The organism is Pedobacter ginsenosidimutans (assembly GCF_001442625.1).
Lineage (GTDB): Bacteria > Bacteroidota > Bacteroidia > Sphingobacteriales > Sphingobacteriaceae > Pedobacter > Pedobacter ginsenosidimutans.
The window spans coordinates 46,334-70,583 of record NZ_LMZQ01000002.1; the positions used below are offsets into that span (position 1 = coordinate 46,334).

At 41.0% G+C, this 24,250-nt stretch carries 17 protein-coding genes; 9 read left to right on the forward strand and 8 right to left on the reverse strand.

From position 1 onward, the window contains the following. Positions 1-4: 4 nt before the first annotated feature. Positions 5-1,147, reverse strand: coding sequence for an efflux RND transporter periplasmic adaptor subunit (locus ASU31_RS02840; protein ID WP_057930892.1), 1,143 nt, complete (start codon positions 1,145-1,147; stop codon positions 5-7). 321 nt (positions 1,148-1,468) lie between these two features. Between ASU31_RS02840 and ASU31_RS27815 the strand changes: the two genes are divergently transcribed. Further along, the gene (locus tag ASU31_RS27815; RefSeq protein WP_209434950.1) at positions 1,469-1,738 is read left to right on the forward strand and encodes an outer membrane beta-barrel protein; all 270 of its coding nucleotides are present in this window, start codon (positions 1,469-1,471) and stop codon (positions 1,736-1,738) included. Beyond that, complete coding sequence (locus ASU31_RS27820) at positions 1,710-2,048, forward strand: outer membrane beta-barrel protein (protein WP_209434951.1); 339 nt, start codon at positions 1,710-1,712, stop codon at positions 2,046-2,048. The genes ASU31_RS27815 and ASU31_RS27820 overlap by 29 nt, the downstream gene beginning before the upstream one ends. Positions 2,049-2,185: 137 nt before the next feature. Here ASU31_RS27820 and ASU31_RS02850 read toward each other — a convergent pair whose 3' ends face one another. The 3 genes from ASU31_RS02850 to ASU31_RS02860 are packed head-to-tail and all read right to left on the reverse strand — an operon-like array spanning position 2,186 to position 4,649. Further along, entirely contained in the window at positions 2,186-2,941 is a 756-nt protein-coding gene (locus ASU31_RS02850) for a LytR/AlgR family response regulator transcription factor (RefSeq protein ID WP_057930893.1), read from the reverse strand. Further along, positions 2,931-4,043, reverse strand: a complete 1,113-nt coding sequence (locus tag ASU31_RS02855) for a sensor histidine kinase (RefSeq protein ID WP_057930894.1) — start codon at positions 4,041-4,043, stop codon at positions 2,931-2,933. The genes ASU31_RS02850 and ASU31_RS02855 overlap by 11 nt, the downstream gene beginning before the upstream one ends. Before the next feature lie 57 nt (positions 4,044-4,100). Then, complete coding sequence (locus ASU31_RS02860) at positions 4,101-4,649, reverse strand: hypothetical protein (protein ID WP_057930895.1); 549 nt, start codon at positions 4,647-4,649, stop codon at positions 4,101-4,103. Positions 4,650-4,995: 346 nt separating this feature from the next. On the opposite strand from ASU31_RS02860, the gene ASU31_RS02865 reads away from it, so the two are divergent. The 5 genes from ASU31_RS02865 to ASU31_RS02880 all read left to right on the forward strand — a co-directional run bounded on the left by ASU31_RS02865 (position 4,996) and on the right by ASU31_RS02880 (position 17,588). Beyond that, positions 4,996-6,357 (forward strand): sulfatase-like hydrolase/transferase, encoded by a 1,362-nt coding sequence (locus tag ASU31_RS02865; protein WP_057930896.1) that lies wholly within the window; start codon positions 4,996-4,998, stop codon positions 6,355-6,357. 327 nt (positions 6,358-6,684) lie between these two features. After that, a complete protein-coding gene (locus ASU31_RS02870) occupies positions 6,685-7,536 on the forward strand; it encodes a hypothetical protein (protein WP_057930897.1) in 852 nt (283 codons plus the stop codon). A gap of 184 nt (positions 7,537-7,720) precedes the next feature. Beyond that, positions 7,721-7,864, forward strand: a complete 144-nt coding sequence (locus ASU31_RS27360) for a hypothetical protein (RefSeq protein ID WP_157257912.1) — start codon at positions 7,721-7,723, stop codon at positions 7,862-7,864. A gap of 95 nt (positions 7,865-7,959) precedes the next feature. After that, positions 7,960-16,887, forward strand: coding sequence for an FG-GAP-like repeat-containing protein (locus tag ASU31_RS27365; protein ID WP_057930898.1), 8,928 nt, complete (start codon positions 7,960-7,962; stop codon positions 16,885-16,887). Next, a complete protein-coding gene (locus ASU31_RS02880; RefSeq protein WP_057930899.1) occupies positions 16,884-17,588 on the forward strand; it encodes a hypothetical protein in 705 nt (234 codons plus the stop codon). The genes ASU31_RS27365 and ASU31_RS02880 overlap by 4 nt, the downstream gene beginning before the upstream one ends. A 650-nt stretch (positions 17,589-18,238) precedes the next feature. Here ASU31_RS02880 and ASU31_RS02885 read toward each other — a convergent pair. Next, positions 18,239-18,850: a GIN domain-containing protein gene (locus tag ASU31_RS02885; protein WP_057930900.1), complete on the reverse strand. Its 612-nt coding sequence runs from the start codon at positions 18,848-18,850 to the stop codon at positions 18,239-18,241. Positions 18,851-19,164: 314 nt separating this feature from the next. Between ASU31_RS02885 and ASU31_RS02890 the strand changes: the two genes are divergently transcribed. Continuing rightward, complete coding sequence (locus tag ASU31_RS02890; protein WP_057930901.1) at positions 19,165-20,316, forward strand: TlpA family protein disulfide reductase; 1,152 nt, start codon at positions 19,165-19,167, stop codon at positions 20,314-20,316. A gap of 110 nt (positions 20,317-20,426) precedes the next feature. On the opposite strand, the gene ASU31_RS02895 is transcribed toward ASU31_RS02890, so the two are convergent. Both ASU31_RS02895 and ASU31_RS02900 read right to left on the reverse strand, forming a co-directional pair. Further along, on the reverse strand, positions 20,427-21,101 hold the full coding sequence (locus ASU31_RS02895; protein ID WP_083505250.1) for a LytR/AlgR family response regulator transcription factor: 675 nt from the start codon (positions 21,099-21,101) through the stop codon (positions 20,427-20,429). Further along, positions 21,098-22,162, reverse strand: a complete 1,065-nt coding sequence (locus ASU31_RS02900) for a sensor histidine kinase (RefSeq protein WP_057930902.1) — start codon at positions 22,160-22,162, stop codon at positions 21,098-21,100. The genes ASU31_RS02895 and ASU31_RS02900 overlap by 4 nt, the downstream gene beginning before the upstream one ends. Positions 22,163-22,343: 181 nt before the next feature. On the opposite strand from ASU31_RS02900, the gene ASU31_RS02905 reads away from it, so the two are divergent. After that, a complete protein-coding gene (locus ASU31_RS02905) occupies positions 22,344-23,429 on the forward strand; it encodes a TlpA disulfide reductase family protein (RefSeq protein ID WP_057930903.1) in 1,086 nt (361 codons plus the stop codon). A 66-nt stretch (positions 23,430-23,495) separates the two neighbouring features. Here ASU31_RS02905 and ASU31_RS02910 read toward each other — a convergent pair whose 3' ends face one another. Then, positions 23,496-24,242, reverse strand: coding sequence for a LytR/AlgR family response regulator transcription factor (locus ASU31_RS02910; protein WP_057930904.1), 747 nt, complete (start codon positions 24,240-24,242; stop codon positions 23,496-23,498). Between the last annotated feature and the right edge of the window lie 8 nt (positions 24,243-24,250).

Below are 24,250 nucleotides of genomic sequence, written 5' to 3' on the forward strand. Positions count from 1 at the left end.
CTGATTACTTTTTTGATAAATCGCCTTTTGCAGGGGTGGGTGCAACTTTCATCCCGTGATTAAGGTTATCGATGCTGTTAACGGCAATCTTATCGCCTGCTTTAAGTCCGGATTGTAGTATATAATCGTTGCCAGAGTGGCCTGCAACTTCAATCGGCTTCATTTCTACCTTGTTGCTGTCGCCAAGCACAAACACAAAAAGTTTGTCCTGGATATCTTTAACGCCGGCCATTGGTATCCTTAATGTTGAGCTGAGGTTCCTGCTCAGGATAATCCTGGCAGAACCGCCTGAACGCAGCATTTTATCAGGGTTGGGAAAAATTGCCTTCAGAGCCATAGTCCCGGTAGATTGGTCGATGTTTCCGCTTGCCAGTTCCAGTGTACCGGTATGATCGAAAACTTTTCCATCTGCCATTACCATTTCTACCTTGTTGCCCATGGCACCTGATTTTTTATCTTTGGTATAAGAAATAAAATCTGCCTCACTCATCGAGAAATAAACAAAAACCTGGTTGATATCAGATAATGAAGTTAACGGAGCGGTATCGGAAGGGGTAACCAGGTTTCCGATACGGTTGGGGATCCTACCTATGTAGCCGCTTACCGGGGCCTTGATTACCGCAAAATTTGCATTGATCTTCGATGAACCCAATGCAGCCCTTGCCTGTGATACCTGTGCGCTTGCAGATTCGTACTGTGCCTGGGCAGTTTCCAACTGTAAGGGTGAAACAACTTTGCCCTCAACCAACGGGCGGATTTTTTCCAGCTCAATTTTAGCTGTTGCCTGTGCAGCCTGTGTCGCTTTTAAGCTGGCCTGACTGTTGTTTACCTGTTCCTGGAATACATCGCTCTTTATTTTGAAGAGCGCCTGTCCTTTATTCACATAGTCGCCTTCCTTTACATAAATCTGTTCCAGATATCCTGATACCTGCGCTTTGATATCTACATTCACGGAGCCTTCAATCGTACCCGGATACTTTTTCTCAAGGCTGGCTGCCGCAGGTTCAATAGTGAGGAAATCTACCTTGGTAAGCTGCTGTACGGGAGCTTCTTCCTGTTTACCCCCGCATGATGCAGCCATTACCGACATAGCAATAAGCAGGAAAAACTTGATCGTATTTGCTGCCTGAATCTTCTGTTTTATCATTTCGATTAGATTTTTTTTACGGTGCAAAAGAAGGTATTGAGGCAGGGGTTTTTAGGCAAAATCTGACCCAAGTGTCTTAAATGATGTCTGAAACGAAACCGTATCCTGCCCGAAGCGTAATGTCTCTTGTCGGTTTCTTGCCTGGTCATTGTACCAACAGGGAAGCGTGTAAACACTAGGGGGCCGAAAAGCCTAAACAATAGATAACGTTTCGGGCAGGATACGTTTTTACTTCAGGTGCCATTTTCTACGGTCCGGTCAGTTTTTCAACTACTCCTTTGCCCAGTCCGGATAGTTTTGTCCCAATCAAATATTTATAACATGAAAAAATTAATCTTCGCATCAATGCTATCGGTAGCGGCATTTTTGGTAAAGGCACAAAAGCTCGAGCTCATTCCAAAGGCTGGTATCAATATTTCCAAACAGGCCATTGAGGGTATATCCGGAGAAAAATTTAAGATAGGGTTTCAAGGTGGTGTTGGCCTGAACATCCACACGGGTACTGATGGCTTTTCGATACAACCTGAACTGAATTTTGTAGGCAAGGGTACCCGTTTGAACATTGGGGCAGAAAAACAGATCTGGAACTAAACTATCTGGAGATCCCTGTGCTGGCGAAATATTCGTTTGGCCAGTTTACATTAACGCAGGACCATCTATCGCATTAATGATCGATAAGGAAAGCAAGTTTATCCAGAATTATGCAAGCCAGTCAAAAAAGTTTGAATTTGGTATTCAGATGGGCGCTGGTGTAGCCATTCCTCTTGGCGTGGGCAAGCTGATTGTTGATGGCCGTTATGCCCTTGGACTAACTGAAATATCAAAAACTGCCAATATCAAGAACAGGGGAATTATGGCATCAGTAGGTTATGCTTTTCCATTGGGCGGTAAATCAAAATAATTCATAGTGCCCGTGCTGTCTGGGTGCCGGGATCGGGCCCAGCAGCCTTTTATAAACAAGCTGCAATAAACATAGGATTTTAATCTGAATAGATTCTGACTGGCAATAGGGCCAACAGATTATGATTCTTTTAGTAACTAAAAAGAAATCCAGTCTTTTAATGCAGCCGCTTTTTCCCTGCTCACAATTACCTCGGCAGCATTTCCTTTGAGTATCACTTTAAGTTTCCCGTTAAAATAATTCAGTATCTGCTTCACCGAATCGATATGGATGATAAACTGCCTGTTGGCACGGAAGAACAGTTTGGGATCCAGCTGCTGTTCCAGTTCCTCCATAGTATGCTGTAGTGCCGCTTCTGAGCCATTAGAAAGATATGCTGTTGCAATCCTGTGCTCAACACATACATAACTAATCTCGCCTATCGGCACCACCTTATATCCATCCTTAAATGGCAGAAGAAATTTACTCCGAAATTCTTTTGGTCTCATCAGATCTATCAAACGCTCCATTGCAGCGTTATCATAGCCATTGCCCGATACCAACCTAACTTTATCAAGTGCTTTCTCCAGTTCCTCGGCCTCGATGGGCTTGAGCAGGTAGTCTATTCCATTGTGCCTGAAAGCCTGCAAGGCATATTCATCATAGGCCGTGGTAAAAATAACAGGACAACTGATTTCCACCTTTGAGAAAATGTCAAAGCTCAGACCATCAGAAAGCCTGATGTCCATCATAATAAGGTCTGGCGAGGGATTGGTACTAAACCAATCTACACTATCTGTGATACTATCCAATACAGCAAGGATGTTGGTCTCTGGCGCCAATGTTCTGATCAATCGCACCAGCCGGTCCGCATTTGGTTTTTCGTCTTCAACGATCACGAGTTTATTTATCATGGGCTATCAGGTGAATGGTTACCTTAAAACTTCCTTCTTCAGCGGATACCGACGGGATCTGTTTGGCGAGCAAACTGAAACGGCGGATAATATTGGCAAGTCCAATCCCGGTTGATCCGCCTATGGTATGTTCCAATGGAATCAGTTTATTCTCCACCACAAGTGCATTTTCCAAAGTAGAATAGATATTGATTTCGAGCGGATTGTTTTTCCCGGTTCTATTGTGTTTGATTGCGTTTTCAATCAGGAGCTGCAAGGTAAGCGGCGGAATCAGGAGCTGATTTGCCACTTGGTCTACCTCAATGTTAAAATGAACGCCACTTCCGATCCGCTGCTCTGTCAGGAAGATATAGGAGCGGAGAAATTTCAGTTCCTCTTCCAAAGGAATGAGATCTTTTTTGGAGTTTAACAGCAGAAAGCGGTACACTTTAGCAAAATTCTCTGAATATTTGTATCCCAGGGCTTGATCTTCTAGGATAAGTTCAGATAGTACGCTAAGGTTATTGAAAATAAAATGCGGATCGAGCTGAAGTTTCAGCGCATTAAGCTCGGCTTCGACAGAAGCCTGTCTGAGTTCGGAAACACGCAGTTTCTGCTCAGTAACTTCGAGTTCAGAGTTCTTCCAGTTGTTTACCATATAGCTCCCCGTATTTACCCCCATAATAATGAAGGCAATGGCAAAACTGACAACCACCCACTGTATCAGGTTTTTGATATCTTCTATCGAAAGCTGTTCAGCCGCTTCTGTTTTATTATAGATAAGGTACATGCAAATCACGTTCAATAAGATGATAGTAAGTACTACAGCTATATTTAAGAGCGTTTCTATAAATAACCGTTTGCCAGGTTTTTTTGTCCAGGGTATACGTTTATTCAGTCTGTTGTTGATTACTATGGTAGCCTCAGCGACCAGAAAACAGAATAAAAAGGTGATCAGCCATTCCGCCGCGATATCAAGGTAACTGCGCTGAAAGTAGTTCTGCCAGAATTTCGCATAGGGATCGATCAGGTATGAAACCAGGTAATAAAGCACGAATGCACAGAAAAGGAAAAGAATCCTTCTGGTTTTATTGCTCAAAAATGTCTCTCCCGATATTGGCATTTATTTAAATGATGTTTTTTTAAGTACAATAATACTACATAGAAAAGATATTTGTGCTCAAGCGTTAATTATTTGATCGGTGCAGGTATCCTTTTCGATGGGCCTGAAAACAATCACATGTGCCAGTTCTTTTCCATCAGCATAACCGAACTTTACTTTCATATTGTAATATATCTTTTCATCAAGGAACTTTACCGCGTAGTGCTCTCTAAGTTGCGGTCTATTGATAATCCCCATCGAAAGGCCCATATATTGCTCGGCAGTCTGATCAAACTTATTATCTACTGCAATAAGTTTCATTTTGCACATTAGGCGACAGGCAAAATCCTCAGAAGGAATGGTTCTGAAATATTGGTCTGTATGATAGTATAATAACCTTTCCCGTTTATATGCGGATGGAGAAAGATAGATGGCAACCAGATAGGCGTAACCTAAAATTTCACGCTGAAATTCTGCTGTTAAGGTAAAATCCTTTTTAAGCTGCGATATGGGCCTGGAAAAAATTGAGAAGGGCAAAGTTGACTTATTGTTCAATGCTTTGGCAAAGATCTGGTTCAACCAGCCTGAACTAATAGCATCGGCATCCTGTTTAAAATTGTTGTTCATGGTTATCTCCTTTTCAAGGTTAATGATTTAGATTGACAATGATACAGTTGGAAATGAGTGATTTTAATCAAAAATTTGCCGAACTGTCAAAAATGGTGTCTTAAACAGATTTATAGAAAGCTGAAGTGTAGTGGGTATTTCAATGAAAAATTCGGTGAAATATACCCTACCTTTGCACCTAATACCACGGGGATTAAATCTGAAAAAAAGCGGCCACTCCAAAACCATGGAAATTAAAAAAGTAAAAGCGAACTTTCATCTAAACTGGCTGCTTTTATGAAACAGCAAAAAGACAAAGGCATGGCCACGGAGATAGATGGCCTAAGCCATACGCCAAAAGATTAATATGAAATATTTAAAGTTATTATTTGCCTTTTTTCTGCTTGCGTTTAGCTATTCGGCTTTTCCTCAAAACAACAGGCCAAACATCATTATTATTCTTGTTGATGATATGGGTTTTAGCGATGTAAGTACCTTCGGCGGAAATTTTGTGCCTACGCCCAACATAGACCGTTTGGCGAAAAGCGGGTTAATGCTTAACCAATATTATAGCGGTGCACCAATCTGTTCGCCATCAAGAACGAGCTTACTCACGGGTATGTACCCGGGAAGGTGGAATTTTAGTACTTATCTCGATAATAAAAAGCACAATAAAAATGCACAACAAGCAGATTACCTGGATCCGGAAGCGCCATCTATTGCCCGGATTTTCCAATCTGCCGGATATGCAACCGGTCATTTTGGTAAGTGGCACATGGGCGGAGGAAGAGATGTGAAGGATGCCCCGGTTTTTGAAAAATATGGTTACGATGCCCACGCCAGTACTTACGAAAGTCCCCAGCCAGACCCATTGCTTACTGCTACAAATTGGATCTGGTCGGATAAAGACAGCATAAAGCGCTGGGACAGAACCAAATATTTTGTTGATAAAACACTCGGGTTTTTTAAAGAAAATAAAAATAAACCACGTTTTGTAAATCTTTGGCCAGATGATGTACATACCCCATGGGTACCCCATGTTGGAGATGAATATATTGGTAAGTTTCCGCTGGGACAAGAATCTGAGCAGGCCTTTAAACTGGTGCTGAAGGAACTTGATCTGCAGGTAGGAAGATTAATGGACGGTTTAAAAAAAATGGGTGAAGACAAAAATACCATCATTATCTTCACCAGTGACAATGGCCCTTTACCGGGTTTTAAAGGAAGCCGGACAGGTGGTTTAAGAGGCACTAAACTTTCTTTATACGAGGGAGGCACCAGAATGCCATTTTTAATTAGTTGGCCAGGGCATATTCCCCAGGGAAAAACAGATGCAGGCTCGGAAGTAAATGCGATAGATTTATTGCCATCATTAGCCAACATGGCCGGGGTAAAGTTACCTGCAAATTACCAGGGAGATGGGTTAGACCGGAGTAAGGTTTTTGCTGGAAAATCATCACTGAGGAAAAAAAACATGTTTTGGGAGTATGGCAGAAATGATATTGCCTTTAAATACCCTGCCAAACCCAATAGAAGTCCAAACCTGGCGGTACGCTCCGGAGAATGGAAATTGCTTATGAATAGTGATGGCACTGATGTGCAGCTTTATAACATTGTGAAAGATAAAAATGAAACTACCGAGTTAAGCGCCAAACAGGTTAAAATAACCAATCGATTAAAAACCGAACTGCTTGCCTGGTGGGAATCTCTGCCTAAACTCAAAAATTAATTAATTGATATGAAACCATACCTGCATATTGTAAGTTTTTCGAATTAATTAATTTAAGCGTTCGGTGGTGAATCAGCTAAAAAATAGATAAACCAATTAGTTGCCATCATGGGTCTGGCATTCTACTTTTAATTGGTTTGATTTTGGGGAAGTGCACACTGCTGCACACTTACTAACCATTTTTAACCCAACAGCAAAATCAAAGTTATGCAGAAAACCAGCCCATTATCCTTTCTATATTAAAAAACAGTTTATTCACACCTGTAAACAACTTCACAACAATCTGCTTTACAATTAGATACATTTAAATAATAGTAAATTCGCAGTATGAAAAAGCTATTTTTGTTCTGGGCATCGTGGCAGTTGATTTTACTAACGGGCTGTAAAATGGATCTTATTGATTTTATAGGCAATGGTTCAAATCAAAAAAAATATACTGTCAATTTTCGTATTGGTGGGCTAAATCACAATATCGGCGAGCCTAATGTTGGATTCCAAAATGAACCGATAAAAAACTATATTACACAACTCAGCATTATTGTTTACGATGTATCTAGCGGTGAAGAAGTAGCAAGGCAAACTCAAAGCTCAACTGATTTAAATTTTGGACAAATCAGCTTTAACCTACCATCAACAAACTACATTTTTGTTGCAGCAGGATCCAATACACCTTTTGGCATTAATCTTTTTTATCAAACGCCTGCTACAACGCCCGTAAAACTACAAATTGCACAGGCTTATATGCAGTATCTTTATCCAGATCCTTACGAGGGTGAAAAAAATTACAGGACCACTGATACATTCCTGGCAAAAGACACCGTTAAAATTACAGGGAATAAAACCGTGGACCTGATGATGCAGCGTGTAATCGGAGAAGTCGAAATTTCTTTTTCTGATGTTCATACTTTTAATGCAGAGCTATTCGGTGAATCTACTGCTATAAGTTTTGATACCTATAATCCTTTTAATGGCGTAACCAGACGGCCCATTTTTCAGGTCAATACATCAGCTAATGGACCATTCAAACTTAAATTGCTAACAACAGGAAGAACGCTGTTTATAGATATTGATCCCCCGGGAGCACTTCCGATCCCCGTTTTCATTCCAATTGAAAGAAATAAGACAACAAAAGTTTCAGGAAATATTCTTAGCGGAGAAGTTAACATTACTGTAAAATAGTATGAACAATCCAGGAATTTTGACAGCAGTTTTGAAGTTTTCTCAATGCCATTAACAGGGTAGTGTTTCTTCTACTTAATGTAGCCTGTTCACAACCAGTGCCCGTGTAGGCTTAATCGGACACCAAAATAATTTAGCAAAAGATATTTATTTTTTGCTAAATTTATAGCTTATAACCTCTCAAATGAAACTACTAACACAGACTATTGTTCTGTTTGTTTGTGTAGCCAGCCATATAAAAACGGCCTGGCGGATCTTTATGCGGAACGGTTGGATTAAAACGCCTGGTTTCCTTTTTTTATCATACGCCGATCCGGCAGGCGGTTAGTGCAGTACCCGCTTTAATTTATCAGCTTTAGCCGGTTTTCCCATCCTGCCCTGCAATAACCAATAAACTATACATTTCATCACAAAAGAGCATACATGCGATTAAAACGCTTACTCACTAATATCTTATTTTTAATTAGTACCCCGGCTTTATTTGCCCAGGTTCCGGTAATAAATTCATTTAACCCGGTAAACGGCCCTGTAGGCACTACCATAACCATAACGGGCAGTAATTTTGCCGCTAACGCGGGTGCTAACATCGTTTTCTTTGGTGCTGCACGGGCCACTGTAGTTTCGGCAACAAATACCCAGCTAACCGTAAAAGTACCTTCGGGGGCAACAGCGAAGCGGATAACGGTAACAGCAGATAAGTTAACGGCCTATTCGCGTACGCAATTTACACCAACATTCGAAGGTGCCGGTCCGGTAGCAGCAACGGCATTTGAGGCACCGGTAAATTTCTCGGTTGAACAGTATGCAGGCCGTACCTCATTGAAAGATATGGATGGGGATGGCAAAATTGATATGGTAGCAGCCAATGGAAATGGCTCTACCGTATCTGTTTACAGAAATGTAAATACCACAGCAGGCAGCATAAGTACAGGTTCGTTTGCTGCTAAAGTTAGTTTCGATGCCGGAACGAATCCACGCTATCATGAAATTAATGATTTTAACGGCGACGGAAAGCCTGATATTGCCGTAGGAAACAATAACCCGGCAGGGGTATCCGTACTGATCAATACCAGTTCTGTAAACAGCATTTCTTTTGCACCAAAGGTTTCATTTGCAGCCGATCCCTTTATCGTTGATTTTGCAACTGCCGATGTAAATGCAGATGGCAAACCCGATATCATTACAGTAACCGAAAAAAAAATAACCGTTTTCTTAAATAACAGCAGTGAAAATAATATCTCTTTTTCCTCAGGTATTAATTTCGATGGTCGTGTATATATTTCGGAGATCGCTTTTGCAGATATAGACGGGGATGGAAAGGTAGATATGATTGTGCGTGACCGTTCTGCTACCAGTGGCAAAAATTTAATTTCCGTTTACATGAATACCAGCACTGTAGATACGGTTTCTTTTGTTGCCATTCCTCCTTTAGAAGGTGGAAATAGCGCTCCCCTGGCCCTGAATGATATTGACAATGACGGGCAGTTGGATATACTGGCGGTATTTCCAAACTCAGCAGGTTATTCCGTTTTTAGAAATATATCCGTTCCTGGTGCAATAGCCTTTGCCCCCAAAACGGATTTTTTAACGAATACTTACATAGACCAGGCAATGCTGGCCGACGTAGATGGCGACGGCAAGGTTGATGCCGTTTTCGAATACATGATTGCAAAAAATACCAGTACTGCCGGGAATATCTCTTTCGATAACCCGGTTGCCTATAATACCAATACTTTTATATCTGATATTGGCGACATTGACGGCGATGAGAAACCAGATCTGGTAGCTATTCGATCCAACGATGGCTTATTAGCGGTAATCAGGAATAAGATAAATGAACCGGCAATTACGGCAATCAATCCGGAAATAGGGATACCCGGCACCCGCTTAAATATAACGGGTTTGAATTTCAATAATACTACAATGGTAAGTATTGGCGGTTCGGCCGCAGCTTCCTACACCGTTAATTCGGCCAACAGTATTACCGCCGTAGTTGGTACGGGAACTACGGGGAATGTAGTTGCCAAAACAGCATTTGGCAAAGGCACTGGGACCGTTTTTGTGGTTGGTACACCACCTCCCATCATTAACAGCTATGCACCGCTTTCGGGGCCGGTAGGCACAGTGGTAACGATTAAAGGTGAAAATTTTAACCCTGTAGCGGCGAATAATATCGTGTTTTTCGGTGTTGCAAGAGCAACGATTAATTCATCAACCTCAACCGAATTAAAAGTAACTGTACCAGCAGGAGCTAATTATCAGCCAATTTCGGTAAGCTGTAACGGATTGAGCACCGTTACCAGTACTTCTTTTAACGTAACCTTTACCGACAGCGGGCCGTTCAGTGATAATTCTTTTGATAAAGTAATTGATATTTCGACTGTAAATTATCCTACCGATGTTATTGCTGCCGATCTGGATCTGGATGGAAAAACAGACCTGATTGTAAACAGCGGTACGGCATTCTCTTTTCTTAAAAATATAAGTACCATAGGCAATACTTCATTTGCCCCCCGAAAGGATTTTGTTCAGGCGAACGCCATTAACCACTTATCGGTTAAAGACATAGATGCCGATGGAAAGCCCGACGTATTATTTTCTACAGCAAGTGGTTTTACCATCCTGAGGAATACCAGTACCGTCGGAAATTTATCCTTCGCATCGGCAATGGTAATAGCTGATATTGGCAAACCAAGCGGGATGGCAATAGCCGATTTCGATCGTGATGGTAAACCGGATATCATTGTTGGACACAGTGAAGCTGCCAGTTTCTCTATATTCAGGAATACCAGTACCAGTGGAAATATATTGTTTGCAGCTGCTGATGTATTTTTGGTGCCTATACCCAGCTATAACTATCCGCTTGATAAGTTATTCGCAAAAGACCTGAATGGCGATGGGAGGTTAGACCTGGTAACTACCAATCAGCAATCGACTCGTCAGGTTACCAATATTTACCGCAATGTAAGCACAATAGGTTCCATTATGTTTAAATGGATAAACACTTATGAAGCGGGTATACACGCTAACAATGTTGTTTTGGCCGATCTGGATGGCGATGAAAAACCGGATATGGCACAAACCCGATATGATGGGTATTATTCCATTCTGAACAACACAAGTTTAAATGATGCCATCGCTTTCGGCAATGAATTAACAGCCAGTATTGGGCTTAGCCTGACAGGTTATGATGTTGGCGACCTGGATGGTGATGGAAAGCCAGATTTAGCTATCTCTGACCGAGATACCGGTGGAAAAATAGCCGTATTTCAAAACCTTTCTACTTTGGGAAAACTCTCGTTTCCGACCTATTTTCAATATACCAAACGGAATAGCAGTTCTACCACAAATGCGTTAGGTTCAGGACCATCGGCCTGCGTTGTAAGCGATTTTGATGGCGATGGCAAACCTGATCTTTGTGCTACCAACTGGCAGGGAGGTACCATTTCTATCTTAACAAACACCATCAATGGCCCTTCAATAAAGTCTTTTTCTCCGGCTTCTGCCCCTCAGGACAGTACCGTTACCATTACCGGTGCGAACTTTAACGGGGTTACAGCCGTAAACTTTGGTACGGTTGCAGCAGCTTCATTTACCGTCGATTCGCCAACTTCGATAACAGCAATAGTTGGCACAGGAGCTAGCGGTACAATATCGGTTATTAACCCGATTGCTAAAGCAACAGCCTCAGGGTTTAGCTTTTTACCTACAGCTAAAATAAGCTCTTTTACACCTTTAGCAGCAGCAGCCGGGCAAACAATTACCATAACCGGAACCAATTTTCAGAATGCTACAGCGGTTGCCTTTGGTGGTATTAAAGCAAAGTCGTTTTATGTACAATCTTCTACCCAGATTACCGCACAGGTAGATACGTTATCGGCTTCGGGTAATTTAACGGTTACAGTACCTGGGGGCACCGCTATTATTGCCGGCTTTGTGTATGCACCGGCCCCTGTTATTGCTTCAATTGAACCATTAAGGGGCGATGCCGGATCAGCAGTGACTATCAAAGGAAAAGGTTTTAATGCGAATGCAAACGACAATATTGTCTATTTCGGAGCGGCTAAAGCGGTTGTTAATACATCAAGTGCTACCAGTTTAAATGTAACCGTACCTGTAGGATCTACTCACCAGCCACTATGGGTACTGAATAAGACCAATACATTAAGTACGCGTTCAAACACCATTTTTAATACCACATTTCCTTCAAAAAATATGCTTGCATTGGCTGATTTTACGGCCAAGGTTGATTTTACCGCAGCCGATGAGGTACGCGCAACGGCCCTAAGCGACGTGGATGGGGATGGGAAGATCGATTTAATTCTCGCCAATGGCACAGATAACACAATATCGGTATTCAGAAATACGGCTTCGAACGGGAGCATCGGTGCAAGTTCTTTTGCTGAAAAGGTCAACTTTGCAACAGGCAGAGGTGCCCAGGCAGTGGCTACCGGCGATTTGGATGGCGATGGTAAACAAGATATGGCGGTGGCTAATTTTACTGATAATACAGTATCGGTTTACCTCAATAAATCTACTCCTGGCACGATTTCGTTTGCCGACCGGGTAAATTTAATAAGCGGCGAAGGACCTTATGCACTGTTCATCGCCGATATTGATAAAGATGGCAAACCCGAAATTGTTGTGGCCAACTCAACAGGTAACAGTGTTTCTGTTTTCCAGAACTTGAGCGTACCGGGCCAATTTAACTTCCAGGCAAAGGTTGATTTTACAACCGGCCTGGCTCCGCGTTCGGTGGTGGCATGCGATATAGATGCAGATGGCAAACCCGAAATATTAACAGCCAACTATTCTGGTAATTCCTGTTCTGTTCTGCGTAATGCTTCGGTTGGGGGGATCATTAACACCGATTCATTTGTACCACGTTTCGATTGGAATACCGGCTTAGCCCCGCAAGCAATTGCAGCGGCAGATATTAACGAAGATGGGATGCCCGAAGTACTCGTGGCTGGCTCGGGAAGTAATTTTATTTCGATATTCTCAAAAATATCCTATATATACTTTGGTATCCGGACAGATCTACCTACCGGCAACGGACCAAAAAGTTTAGCGCTGGCCGATATTGATGGAGATGGACAGCCCGATATCATATCGGTAAATGCGGTTGCTAACAGCATTTCGGTATTTCGCAATAAAATGCCAATAGGCAGTACGCCCATGATATCGTTTGATCTCAAAACCGATTTCCCTACCGGCAAAAGCCCTTCAGCTTTATCGATAGGCGATATAGATGGAGACGGTAAGGTAGATCTGATTAGCGCCAATCCTGGCGACCATAGCTTTTCTATCTTAAGAAATAACCCCACCCCTGAAACCCCGCGTGTGATGCCTCCTATAGTGAACAGTGTGCAGCCCGATAAAGGAACAATCGGTTCGGCCACTGTAATTGCAGGCGCTAACTTTAATACCGTACCGGCTGATAATATTGTGTTTTTTGGGGCTACCCAGGCCAAAGTAAACACCGCCACGGCTACCACACTTAATGTTACCGTTCCGGCTGGTGCCAGTTACCAGGAAGTATCAGTATTAAATGCAACAACCAAATTAACCGGCTACAGTAATAAACCTTATACCACCACTTTTACTTCAAAAAATGCCATAACTACAAACGATTTTGGTGCTAAGGTTGATTTTGTTACCGGAAGCAAACCATCGGCTGTAGCTACCGGAGACATTGACGGCGACGGTAAGCCCGATCTGGTTGTGGTTAATTCGGCTGCGAATACCATATCTATATACCGTAACGTGGCCCTTAGCGGTTCAATCGGCACGAATTCTTTTGCTACAAAAATTGATTTTAATGTGGGTACTGGCCCTCAGGGCATAAAGATTGCTGATTTAAATGGCGATGGGAAATTAGACATTATAGTGGCCAACTACACCGGCAATTCAGTATCTGTGCTCCAAAACCAGGCGGTAAGTGGTAGTATTACCAGCAGTTCGTTCGCAGCCAAAGTAGATTTTGTGGCGGCAAATGCACCCAAAACCATTGTTATAGGCGATGTAGATGGAGACGGAAGACCGGAAATTATGGCTGTAGGCAATACAGTAGCCGTTTTATTAAATCAGGTAACGGCAGGTGTAATCAATTCAGGTGCTTTTGCTGCTAAGATTGATTTTTTAACTAATGGTGTAAGTAGTATGGTTTTTAGCGATATGAACAACGACGGGAAACCAGACTTCGTTATTAACGGTAATTACAGCATGCAGATCATGGTTAATAATTCAAAACCTGGTTTTTTATCAATGGGTAGTGCGGTAAGGGTAAACAGTGAGCTTAGTGCATCCGGAATTATGTTTGCTGTTTCGGATGTTGATGGTGATGGGAAACCCGACATTGTATGCGCCTCAGATAAAGTTTACCTGCTGCGTAATGTGATGACGAACAATGTGGTCAGTTCTTCATCATTCGAAAGCAAGGTTGCCTTTGCAGGTAGTGAGCCTGCCGGGGTTTTAGGTTATTTGCTCGGCATTGCCGATATAGACGGCGACGGGAAACCAGATGTTGTGCAGGCAGCAGGCGGCTTGGGCGAGGTAACTGTACTCCGGAATATCTCAACCAATACAACACCAACCTACACTTTTTTCGACAGGAAAATAACCTTAACGGCTAACGTGGGTGTATCGGGCCTGGCCATTGCCGATATTGATGGCGACGGAAAGGCCGATATAGTGGTGGTTAACCAAGATGGCAATACGCTATCGGTTATACCCAATACCCCGAAAACGTCGGTAGCACCTGTTGCTCCAGTAATTACCTCCATGTTGCCAGCATTTGGGCCGGTGGGTACGGTTGTTACCTTGACCGGAACCAACTTTAATGCAGATGCCGAAAAGAATATAGTGTATTTTGGTGGGGTAAAAGCCATAGTAAATTCAGCAAGCAGCACCAGGCTTACCGTTACTATACCTGCCGGTGTAGCTTACGAATATGGCACTGTATTAAATGTAAGCAACAACCTTACAGGTTCTACCCCTGCTAAATTCAATGTCACTTTCCGTTCGAAGAGCGATATCAGCGCTAAAGACTTTGATCCTGAAGTTAAAATAGGTTCGTACGCTGGTACATACCTGCGCAGCGCCGATATTGATGGAGACGGCAAATCCGATCTGATTTACCATGGTGGTGACGCCGTTATTGTTCAGCGAAACCTCTCTGCAAGCGGCAGTATAAACGGAAACTCATTTTCACCAGACCGCAGTTATTTTACGGTAGGTGAGGGTACGCTGACCTTAAAAATTGCAGATGTAGATGGCGATGGCAGACTGGATATATTGGCTACATACTATAGTTTTAACGGCATTGGTGTTTCTGTATTACTCAACACCTCCATTGCGGGAAAGATCTCGTTTGCACCAAGTGTTAATATTTCCTATAATTCAGTGCCTTTTGGTGCAAATACCTATGTGGTAAATACCGGAGATGTAGATGGCGATGGTAAACCGGAAATTTTAATAGCCAATTCATCAATTGCAGCTGTTTCTGTGCTGCATAACGCCTGTACACCTGGTACGGTTTCTTTTGACAGGGGATATAATTTTGAAACCGGCAAAGCCTCTACATCAGTAAATTTAGCAGATATAGATGGAGATGGCAAGCCCGATTTAATTGTAACCAATAAAGTGGATAACACAATGTCGGTACTGAAAAACATTTCGCCAATAGGTACATTAAACAGCGCATCATTTGCTAAGCATATCGATTTTCCGACGCTCGCCTCGCCCATATATGCTGCGACAGGTGATTTAAATGCCGATGGGAAACCAGACATTGTAGTGGCCTGCAGTAGTAATAATGGCCTGTCGATATTTCAAAACAACAGTGTGCCCGGTACGATAAACAGTTCGTCGTTTGGAGCAAAAATAGACATGAAAGTATATGCCAATACGGTAGAAATTGCAGATATGGATGGCGACAACCAGCCCGACATCGTTTTTGCCGGCGACATTACCTATTCACCTTCAATATTAAGAAATGTTGCCGGTAACGGCATAATTTCGAATGCTTCATTCGCCGAAAAAAGTGTTTTGCTTAACACCACTACCAGTTTCAAATCATTTGCGGTGGTCGATTTGGATGGAGATGGTAAGGCAGATCTGCTCGGAATAAGCAATTCGATAACCGCATTTCGTAATAATCCGGCTCCGGCAGATGTACCGGAAATAAAAAGTTTTGCCCCCGTTACAGCCGCCACAGGTACTGTTGTAACCATTACCGGAACCAGTTTCGTCAAAGTATTAGAAGTTAGCTTCGGCGGGGTTAAAGCCACATCTTTTACAGTGGTTTCCCCAACCAAAATTACAGCAATTGTAGGTAATGCAAAAAGCGGCAATGTGATCGTAAAAACCGAATCTGGAGAGGATTCGTTAGGTGGTTTCAGCTATGTGCCGGTGCCGGTAATTACGGCTTTGGGTTCCACAACATTTCGTCAGGGTGAAAGTGTGCTGTTAAAAGCGAGTGCAGAGGGTGAAGGTTACAGCTATCAATGGTTGAGTAACGATAAGCCCATTTCCGGTCAGCTGCAGGCCGACTTTACGGCTACGAGTGGCGGTTTATATACAGTACAAATCAGTAAAGGTGGTATTACACAGGTTTCGGCCCCAATTACAGTGAACACAATTGGTACAACCAACTTTCTGGTTTCCACAGTAAGTGCAACCTGTAAAGGCAGCGATAATGGTATAGTTAAAATTGCGGCTTCCGGTGGGTTAAATTATACGGCTGTAATTACCGGAGGCGGATTAAATAAATCGTACCCTTTTACCGATAACCTGAGCATTACAAATCTGGCTGCAGGAAGTTACAATATTTGTATCACGGTAGCCGAAAGCGTTTATCAGCAATGCTATTCGGTTATCATTAATGAGCCTAAAGACCTGGCGGTATACCTTTCGGTAAATAACAGCAGTAACCTGGTTACCTTAAGTTTAGATGGCGGCAGCAATTATAGCATTAATATTAATGGTAAGATTTCAAAAACCAGCAGCAGTTCTATCACCCTACCCCTTGATGAGGGCATTAATACCATTCAAGTATCTACCGATAAGCTATGCCAGGGCGTAATAGAAAAGAAAATCAGTGTATCAAACAAGCCGACAGTTTATCCAAATCCTTTTGATGAGGAACTGAATATCATGATTGGGAACAAGGTGGTTAAAACAGCAAGCATCCGTATTTTTGATTCGTTTGGCAAACAGGTTTACAAACAATTGATGAATAATGTTTCGGGTATTGTTTCACTTAAACTACCCGGCTTAAGTACTGGTGTTTATGTATTGAACCTCAATGCAGATGGTTCTGATTCAGTTTTTAAAATATTAAAACGATGAGTAAGTATATTTATAGTATAATATTGTTATGTGTAGTGTTAATACAGGCCTGTGGTAAAAAAAGCCCGGTCGAAGAGCCTGGCACCCCGCTTCCACCTGGTCAGGCAGTATTAACTTTTCCTGAAAAGAACTCAGCCTGTACTACCAGCGATATACTCTCTGATGAGAAGAGTAGTATTGTTTTCAGGTGGCAGGCTTCAGCCAATGCCGATAGCTATTTAATTGGTATTACAAACCTTTTAACCCAAACCACACATTATAAAAAAACAGAAGGTGTTCAGCTTAAAGATACCCTGCTCAGAAATACGCCATATGCCTGGTTTGTCATTTCAAAATCTAAGGCGCTTGCCGATACAGCCAAAAGCGAACTTTGGAAATTTTACAATGCTGGGCCCGGTACAATAGTGTATGCGCCATTTCCGGCCGAAATCATTTCACCAGCATTAAATCAAACTGTCAATGCGATAGGAGGTACTGTAAACCTGGTATGGAAGGGCAGCAGTATTGAGCAAACGATTAAAAATTACGACCTATATTTTGGAACTACAAATACCCCGGCACTTTTCAAAACAAGTATTACAGATATGTTTGCCAAAGATATTGCCGTAACGCCCGGTACAACCTATTACTGGAAAATTATTACAAATGACCAGACAGGTAATACTTCCGATTCTGGCTTGTATACATTTAAGGTGAATTAGTTTAAAGGTCCTAAGCTCTAAAGTTATCAGTATCCGGCTTAAGGTTACCTTTGCTGAAGAATTTCCAATGCTCAATGAACTTAGAGAAATCCCCAATGTTATTGATGGACAGAGCTAAGCAGTGTAGAATATTGTTCTGGAAGATTCTCGTAGGTTCCAAGAATAAGTTTGTCTTTGATAATAACGAAGCCGTCTAATACAGTACTGTTTTTATCAAGGGTGACAATTTTCCCCTTCAGGGCCCAGGTTCCGGATTTTCTCATTTTTTGTAGCGTTTGTTTTTTAGTTCAGGTTCACTCTTATGAATAAGGTATTATACCGGTCTATTGCTAAGGCTTTTACCGGAGGTTGTTTAGCGTATTTGGGTGTTTGGTTTTTATAAAAATATGCCTAAATATCCATCATCGCAATACCTGTTATTGAGTATTAGCCAGATAACTTTATTTATATTTTTTTCGTGGATACCGATGTCATTTTCATGATTTTATCTTGGCTTATTGAAGCCTGTCATGGTAGTTTTTCAAAAATCTTTAACAACTTTTGCTGCATTGTTAAAATCTCTTTTTCCAGATGCAGAATTTGATCCTTTTAATTTCACAAAAAAAAAGCTGCCCAAAAGGACAGCTCTGATTGATCTTAAAAGAAGTTTTCTATTTTGCTAAAACCATTGCGTTTTGCTCTGCTTCCATGATTGCTTGAGAAGCATATGATGCTGATTTAAGACTGGCAAAGTCAGCTAATTTTACATTTTTCATGTTGCTTGCAATCATTGTACTTTCACCAGCAGTACCATTTAATTTTAATACCGCATCTTCCTTAACGATAGTATATAAACTGCCTGCTGTTGTTTTGATTTTCGCTGTAGCACTTTGGCTCAAAAATAACTGAAGGTATTTAACATCGAAATTATTGCTGGTTACCACAACCGATTGACCATAAGCTTCGATTCTTTCTAAATCTTTCACGGTAATGTTTAGTGTTACCTGACTTGTTTCCAATGAATTGATGAATAAGGTTTTTCCATCAGTTGATACTGAGGTTTTTGTAGCATCATAGTTGCGGGTACCTTCTACATTTTGCTTGTCGCCTTGTGTTAAAATGATTTTAACATTCCCGCTTACCCAGATCCTGTTGAATTTTGATAATGAAGAAGTTTTTGTTTCTGCTTTAACTGGCTCAGCGGCAAAAGTTACCATGGCTGATGAAGTTAATACTACTGCTGTTAATGCTGCTGCGAATATTGTTTTTGCTAAAGTTTTCATATCGTTTATATTTTAGGTTTTTGCTATTGTTTTGTTATTAAGACGCAACGGGCCACCAAACGTTGCAGGCAAAAACCTGGTATTATACCAGCGTTGGTAACCGCTAGACCAACGCCTGTAATTTCTAGACGAACGGTCAGGGTGATTTCCTGCTTCCCACCTCATTCATAGATAACACCGTAATCATCAATGGATGAATTTTGATTAGATTCAGGACAAGACATGGCCCTCAAATGAAAGGTATTTCTCCAGTTACTGATTTTAGTGGTTTATATTGTATGTTGTATTTTTTATTTTTCCGCTATATTTAGAATATGATATTATGGAACCGGAAAGCACTGTTGATTATCGGCTGTGCTTTATTTTTGCTATCTCCAGATGAAGTTGATGCCCAACTTTTACAAAAGTCTTCGCAAGCCATTAATACAAAGAAAAACCTGAGCTATACCGATATCGTTCAGACCAAGTTTTCTTTTCAGGAGGATTTTTATGCAGACACCCTTAGTTCGGCTATTTTGCCAGGCAAGTCTGAACCCATATCAACCGGACAGTTTCTTTTAACAGGAAAAAATATTTCTTACGCTTTTGACGGAAACAGAATGATTACGCTACATCTCACAGATAGTACCTATGCTGTTCAAAAGGAAAGTGTATCTGGCCAAGACACCAGAACGTTACTCTACTGGGCGATGGAGATGCAAAAACTATCTAAATTATCCGAAAATAAAATAGTCCAGCTCGCCGATACGATTATTAACGATATCTCTTTTGCCAATATCCGCATTACGGTAACAGATACCGTTGAGCAAAACCAGCGCAGTTACAACATCAGTAGTTTTATAATCGACAAGGAAAATTATCTTCCAGTTAAAATTATCCGCCAATTTAAGGGGCTTGGAAATGACGGAACCAGTTTTGGCCTGGTTGAAATCCATAACTACAGTGAATATAAAATTAACCAGAATAAATTCCCAGACTTATCTAATGCAACCATTCCGGCTTACTTCAGTTTACCAGTAAAAAGACAACCAGTTAAGTTTCTTGAAAATGGTACGCCAGCACCATTTCTAAAAGCTTACGACAAGAAAGGTAATCTTCTTGACACATCGTTTCTGAAAGGAAAAATGGTCTTGATTAATTTTAGTTTAATTGGCTGCCCCCACTGTGTTGGTGCTGCGCAAATGCTAAATAGGCTACAGGAAAAATTTAAAGGCAGGAATCTTCTCATATTGAATATATACCCTATTGACCCCTTTGAAGCTATTGTTAAGTTCGACATTAAAGAGCAAGTTCTCAGCCCAAGCTACACCTCTGATAGGAGCGTGGTGAAATCTTTCCCCCTTGATGGTTATCCATCGTTTTATTTAATTGATATGCAGGGCAAGATTGCCCAATCCTATAACGGCTATTACAAAGCGCTAGAGCAGGAATTAGAAGAGAAAATAGAAACCTATCTATCGAGATAACCCATAAAAAGTTTAAATCAAGTACCTTCCCCAAATTATTGATTTAGTATTCCTGTAAGTTAACGCGATCTACATGCGCTGCTTACAGAGATCAAAAAAACAATCAACCTCTAATTGATCAGGGATAAATTTGATCTATAAAAGCTCCCGACAGGAAGCCATTCTTCTCCAATCTGTATTTTAGATTTTCCAACAGCTTCAATCCGGTCCTTATTGACCAGATAAGACCTATGAATCCTTATAAATAACTCACCTGATAAAATCTCTTCAAGGTTTTTCATCGTCATGTGGGTTAAAAACCTGTCAGTTTTAGTTTGAAGCAAGATATAATCCTTAACAGACTGAGCATACAAAATATCGCGGTGAAAAACTTTTAGCAATTTTCCCGACACCTTAAAATAGGAATAGTCCTTTTGCTCCAAAGGAATAGTTAAGGTAGATTTAAAGAGTTTATTAAGACTTTTCTGAAAGCGCTCAGTTGTTATCGGCTTTAAAAGATAATCTACGGCGTCAAGCTCATAGCTCATCACCGCAAATTCAGAATATGCCGTAGTAAAAATAACTGCAGGGGGATTTTTTAGGGATTTAAGAAAATCGATACCATTTAAAGCAGGCATTTTTACATCCAGGAACATCAGGTCTATTTTCTGTTGGTGCGAAACTTCAAACGCCTCAAAAGCCGTACTGCATTTGCCCACCAGAGATAAACCTTCATGAGCTTTTACATAGTCCTCCAGGATCTGCTGAGCTAAAGGCTCATCATCGACGATTAAACAATTGATCATTTCATTTTCAGGGTTAGCGAAACTTCATGGATTATTCCATCACTGCATATTTCCAGGCTATGTTTACCGGGATATAGAATTTCCAGTCTTTTCTTAACGTTGATCAGTCCGATTCCTCCGGTTTTGCACCTGGTTTTGGAAATGCTATTTTTAACCTCCATCGTTAGCTCCTGCTCGAGGCTATGGATGACAATATTTACAAAACCTGCCCCTTCTTCCTCCTGTATTCCATGCTTAAAAGCATTTTCAACAAAGGGCAATAAAAGCAGCGGACTTATCTCGCTACTGCTATCAATGCCCTGCATCTCAAAGCCAATTGATATCTTTGGCCGATACCGAATGGTTTCTACTTCTACGTAGTTCCGGATAAAATTAACTTCATCTTTTAGCGGCACCAATTTTTCTTCGGCATTATACAAAATATACCGCATCATTTCCGCCAGCCTTGAAACAAGAGGTGCTGTTTCATCTGCTTTTTGCAAGGCAAAGCTATAGATATTGTTTAAGGTATTAAAAAAGAAATGAGGCTGCAACTGAGCTTTCAGATAAGTTAATTCAGAAACCAATTGCTGTTCTCTCAATGTTCTCAACTGTTCATTCTGTTTGGCCGAGTTTATAAAATAAGCTAAATAAGCAACCCCAAAAAACTGCGTCATCATATAGGACACTGTGAAGCCCAGTCTTTTGAGATGATACCATTTAAGTGCATTGGTCCTGATTTGCGCAGAGAGAAAATCAAGTTTTGAAACCAATAGGTAAGTTGCTTTTTTGAAGAAGAAATACATCAGCATAAAAGCAAGAATAAGGCCAACAAAAGCCCATATCTTATCAATGAGGAGGCATTTCTGCAGAAATCTGTAAAATATAAAAAATGCAATTAAATTAAATGTGCCGTACACGAGTCCAAATTCTAGATCCTCGTAAGAGATACCGAATTGCCCTTTTTCCCATAAATTATACTCAAAACTAGAGAGTAGGCCCGTTACATAAAAATACAGCAGAAAAAAACCGATTTCTATTTTAGCATATCTTGAAATTTTGAAATTGAGCGATTTTGACACGAGGGACAAGATAAAAATTTATCAGATAACTAGTTCTTGCATTTATTGGGTTTTCGACAAAAAGCGCGTTTTTTTCGACTAAAAAATCCTTTTTAAAATTGGTCGAATTTTTAATCGTGTTCATCCAAATAAAAAAAAGGGATGCCCGTTAAATGATATTTTTGGACATAAAAATTAAGTTATGACCTACGCCAAAACAATAAAACTACAGCTGATCTTTCTGGTTTTCTCCAGCTCATCGATGGCACAAACCCTACATGTTTCGGGCAATGTACAAGGTATTCAAGAAGGAAGCTGGATATATATTAGCCGTTCCGCTCAGGAGAAAGCACTGGATTCTGCTCAAGTAACCGGGAGTAAGTTCAATCTGTCTGCAAAAACAGATAAAAGTATTGCGCAGCTGATTATCTATACCCAAGGCTATAAAAACTACGTATTTTTCTGGGCGGAACAGCATACTCACCTGGTATTAAAGAACGGCGAGTTTAAAAAGGCGGTAATCACAGGTTCAAAAACGCAGGCGGAAAGGGATAAGTATTTAAAACGACTGGAGCCAAACAGTAGATTGCAGGACAGCCTGTCCAGGTTACTACGTGAATCTAAAGATGATGTAGAAAAAAAAGCGCTCCGACAAAATATCCGATCAGCAAAAGACCAGGAAGAGCAGATGAAGATTGCCTATGTTCAAAATAACCCAGGATCGTTAATAAGTGCCTATACTTTAAGTATCTATGCTTCAACCTGGGATAGAGAAAGAGTAAGCTCGCTATACCTGAACCTAACTCCGGAGATAAAAAATTCGGATTACGGAAAAACCATACAAAATTTTATCCGCCTGAATAAAGAAATAAAGATAGGTGGCCTGTTTGCAGATTTTGAGCAGACCAATACCAATGGCAAAAAAATCAGACTTTCGGACTTCAAAGGAAAATATGTATTACTTGATTTTTGGGGCTCCTGGTGCCTTCCCTGTAGGGAAGAAAGCCCAAACCTGGTCAAAGTTTATAAAGCCTACAAGAATAAGGGCCTTCAAATTCTGGGTGTAGCGGCAGATGACAATAAGCAAAACTGGCTTAATGCCGTTAAAGAAGACGGAATGACCTGGGAGAATGTCTGCGATCTTAAAGGCGACAAAAATGAAGCCACACTCATCTATGGCATCAATGCTTATCCAACAAATTACCTGATCAATGACAAAGGTATCATCATAGCGAAAAACCTAAGGGGAGAAATGCTTGAAAAAAAACTTGCAGAGCTCTTGCCTTAGCTTGAAGATATGATAACAGGTTGATGTAACGAATATAGAAGATAAACATGGGGAATAGTGCAAGTACTATGCAATATTTTCAAGGTACCTTAATACCTCTTCTTTTTTTCTGCTCGAAACCAATATGTTTTCTTTGTTTTCCATTTGTAAATACCCTTCGCGATAATATTTTTTAACGTATTTAAAATTAACCAGAAACGATTGGTGGCACCTTAAAAAACCAAAGGGTGTAAGCAAACTTTCATATTCCTTTAATCCTTTCGAAACCAGAATCTCGCTGTTATCATTTAAATAAAATGTGGTGTAACCCTTATCACTTTTACAGTACATAATATCTTCAATGGCTACTACCTCGATATATTCCAGGCTTTTTAAGGCAATTCGCTTAGCGGCAGCTACGCCCTGGGCAAGGTAATGTTCTTTGGCAATGGCAAGCTGTTGCTGCCCTAAAGTTTCCTGCTCACGGTGATGATAACATTTGTTTAAATGCATGGTTAATGTTACCTCATCAATGGGTTTAAGTAAATACCCAAAGGCACCTAAATTAAGTGCCTGTATGGCATACTGATCGTAAGCGGTGAGAAAAATAACCTGGAAATCGGTAACACCGATTTCATCAAACAGGTGGAAACTATCGCCATCCTTTAAACGGATATCGGCCAGAATAATATCGGGTTTTAATGTCAGAATTTCTTGTTTTGCGATTGCAATTTCTCCGGCAAAGCCTACAACTTCGAGGTAGTCGATTTTTTTAACAATTTGTAAGATGTGCTGTAAAATCCGGATCTCATCTTCTAAAATATAAAGTTTCATAACATCTT

Excerpts from the sequence above, each read along its gene's own strand:
- ASU31_RS27365 (WP_057930898.1), top strand. The coding sequence starts at position 7,960 with ATGCGATTAAAACGCTTACTCACTAATATCTTATTTTTAATTAGTACC.
- ASU31_RS02855 (WP_057930894.1), bottom strand. The coding sequence starts at position 4,043 with ATGCCAATATCGGGAGAGACATTTTTGAGCAATAAAACCAGAAGGATT.
- ASU31_RS02905 (WP_057930903.1), top strand. The coding sequence starts at position 22,344 with ATGACCTACGCCAAAACAATAAAACTACAGCTGATCTTTCTGGTTTTC.
- ASU31_RS02895 (WP_083505250.1), bottom strand. The coding sequence starts at position 21,101 with ATGATCAATTGTTTAATCGTCGATGATGAGCCTTTAGCTCAGCAGATC.
- ASU31_RS02870 (WP_057930897.1), top strand. The coding sequence starts at position 6,685 with ATGAAAAAGCTATTTTTGTTCTGGGCATCGTGGCAGTTGATTTTACTA.
- ASU31_RS27815 (WP_209434950.1), top strand. The coding sequence starts at position 1,469 with ATGAAAAAATTAATCTTCGCATCAATGCTATCGGTAGCGGCATTTTTG.
- ASU31_RS02890 (WP_057930901.1), top strand. The coding sequence starts at position 19,165 with ATGATATTATGGAACCGGAAAGCACTGTTGATTATCGGCTGTGCTTTA.
- ASU31_RS27360 (WP_157257912.1), top strand. The coding sequence starts at position 7,721 with ATGAAACTACTAACACAGACTATTGTTCTGTTTGTTTGTGTAGCCAGC.
- ASU31_RS02865 (WP_057930896.1), top strand. The coding sequence starts at position 4,996 with ATGAAATATTTAAAGTTATTATTTGCCTTTTTTCTGCTTGCGTTTAGC.
- ASU31_RS02840 (WP_057930892.1), bottom strand. The coding sequence starts at position 1,147 with ATGATAAAACAGAAGATTCAGGCAGCAAATACGATCAAGTTTTTCCTG.
- ASU31_RS02860 (WP_057930895.1), bottom strand. The coding sequence starts at position 4,649 with ATGAACAACAATTTTAAACAGGATGCCGATGCTATTAGTTCAGGCTGG.
- ASU31_RS02850 (WP_057930893.1), bottom strand. The coding sequence starts at position 2,941 with ATGATAAATAAACTCGTGATCGTTGAAGACGAAAAACCAAATGCGGAC.
- ASU31_RS02910 (WP_057930904.1), bottom strand. The coding sequence starts at position 24,242 with ATGAAACTTTATATTTTAGAAGATGAGATCCGGATTTTACAGCACATC.
- ASU31_RS02880 (WP_057930899.1), top strand. The coding sequence starts at position 16,884 with ATGAGTAAGTATATTTATAGTATAATATTGTTATGTGTAGTGTTAATA.
- ASU31_RS02885 (WP_057930900.1), bottom strand. The coding sequence starts at position 18,850 with ATGAAAACTTTAGCAAAAACAATATTCGCAGCAGCATTAACAGCAGTA.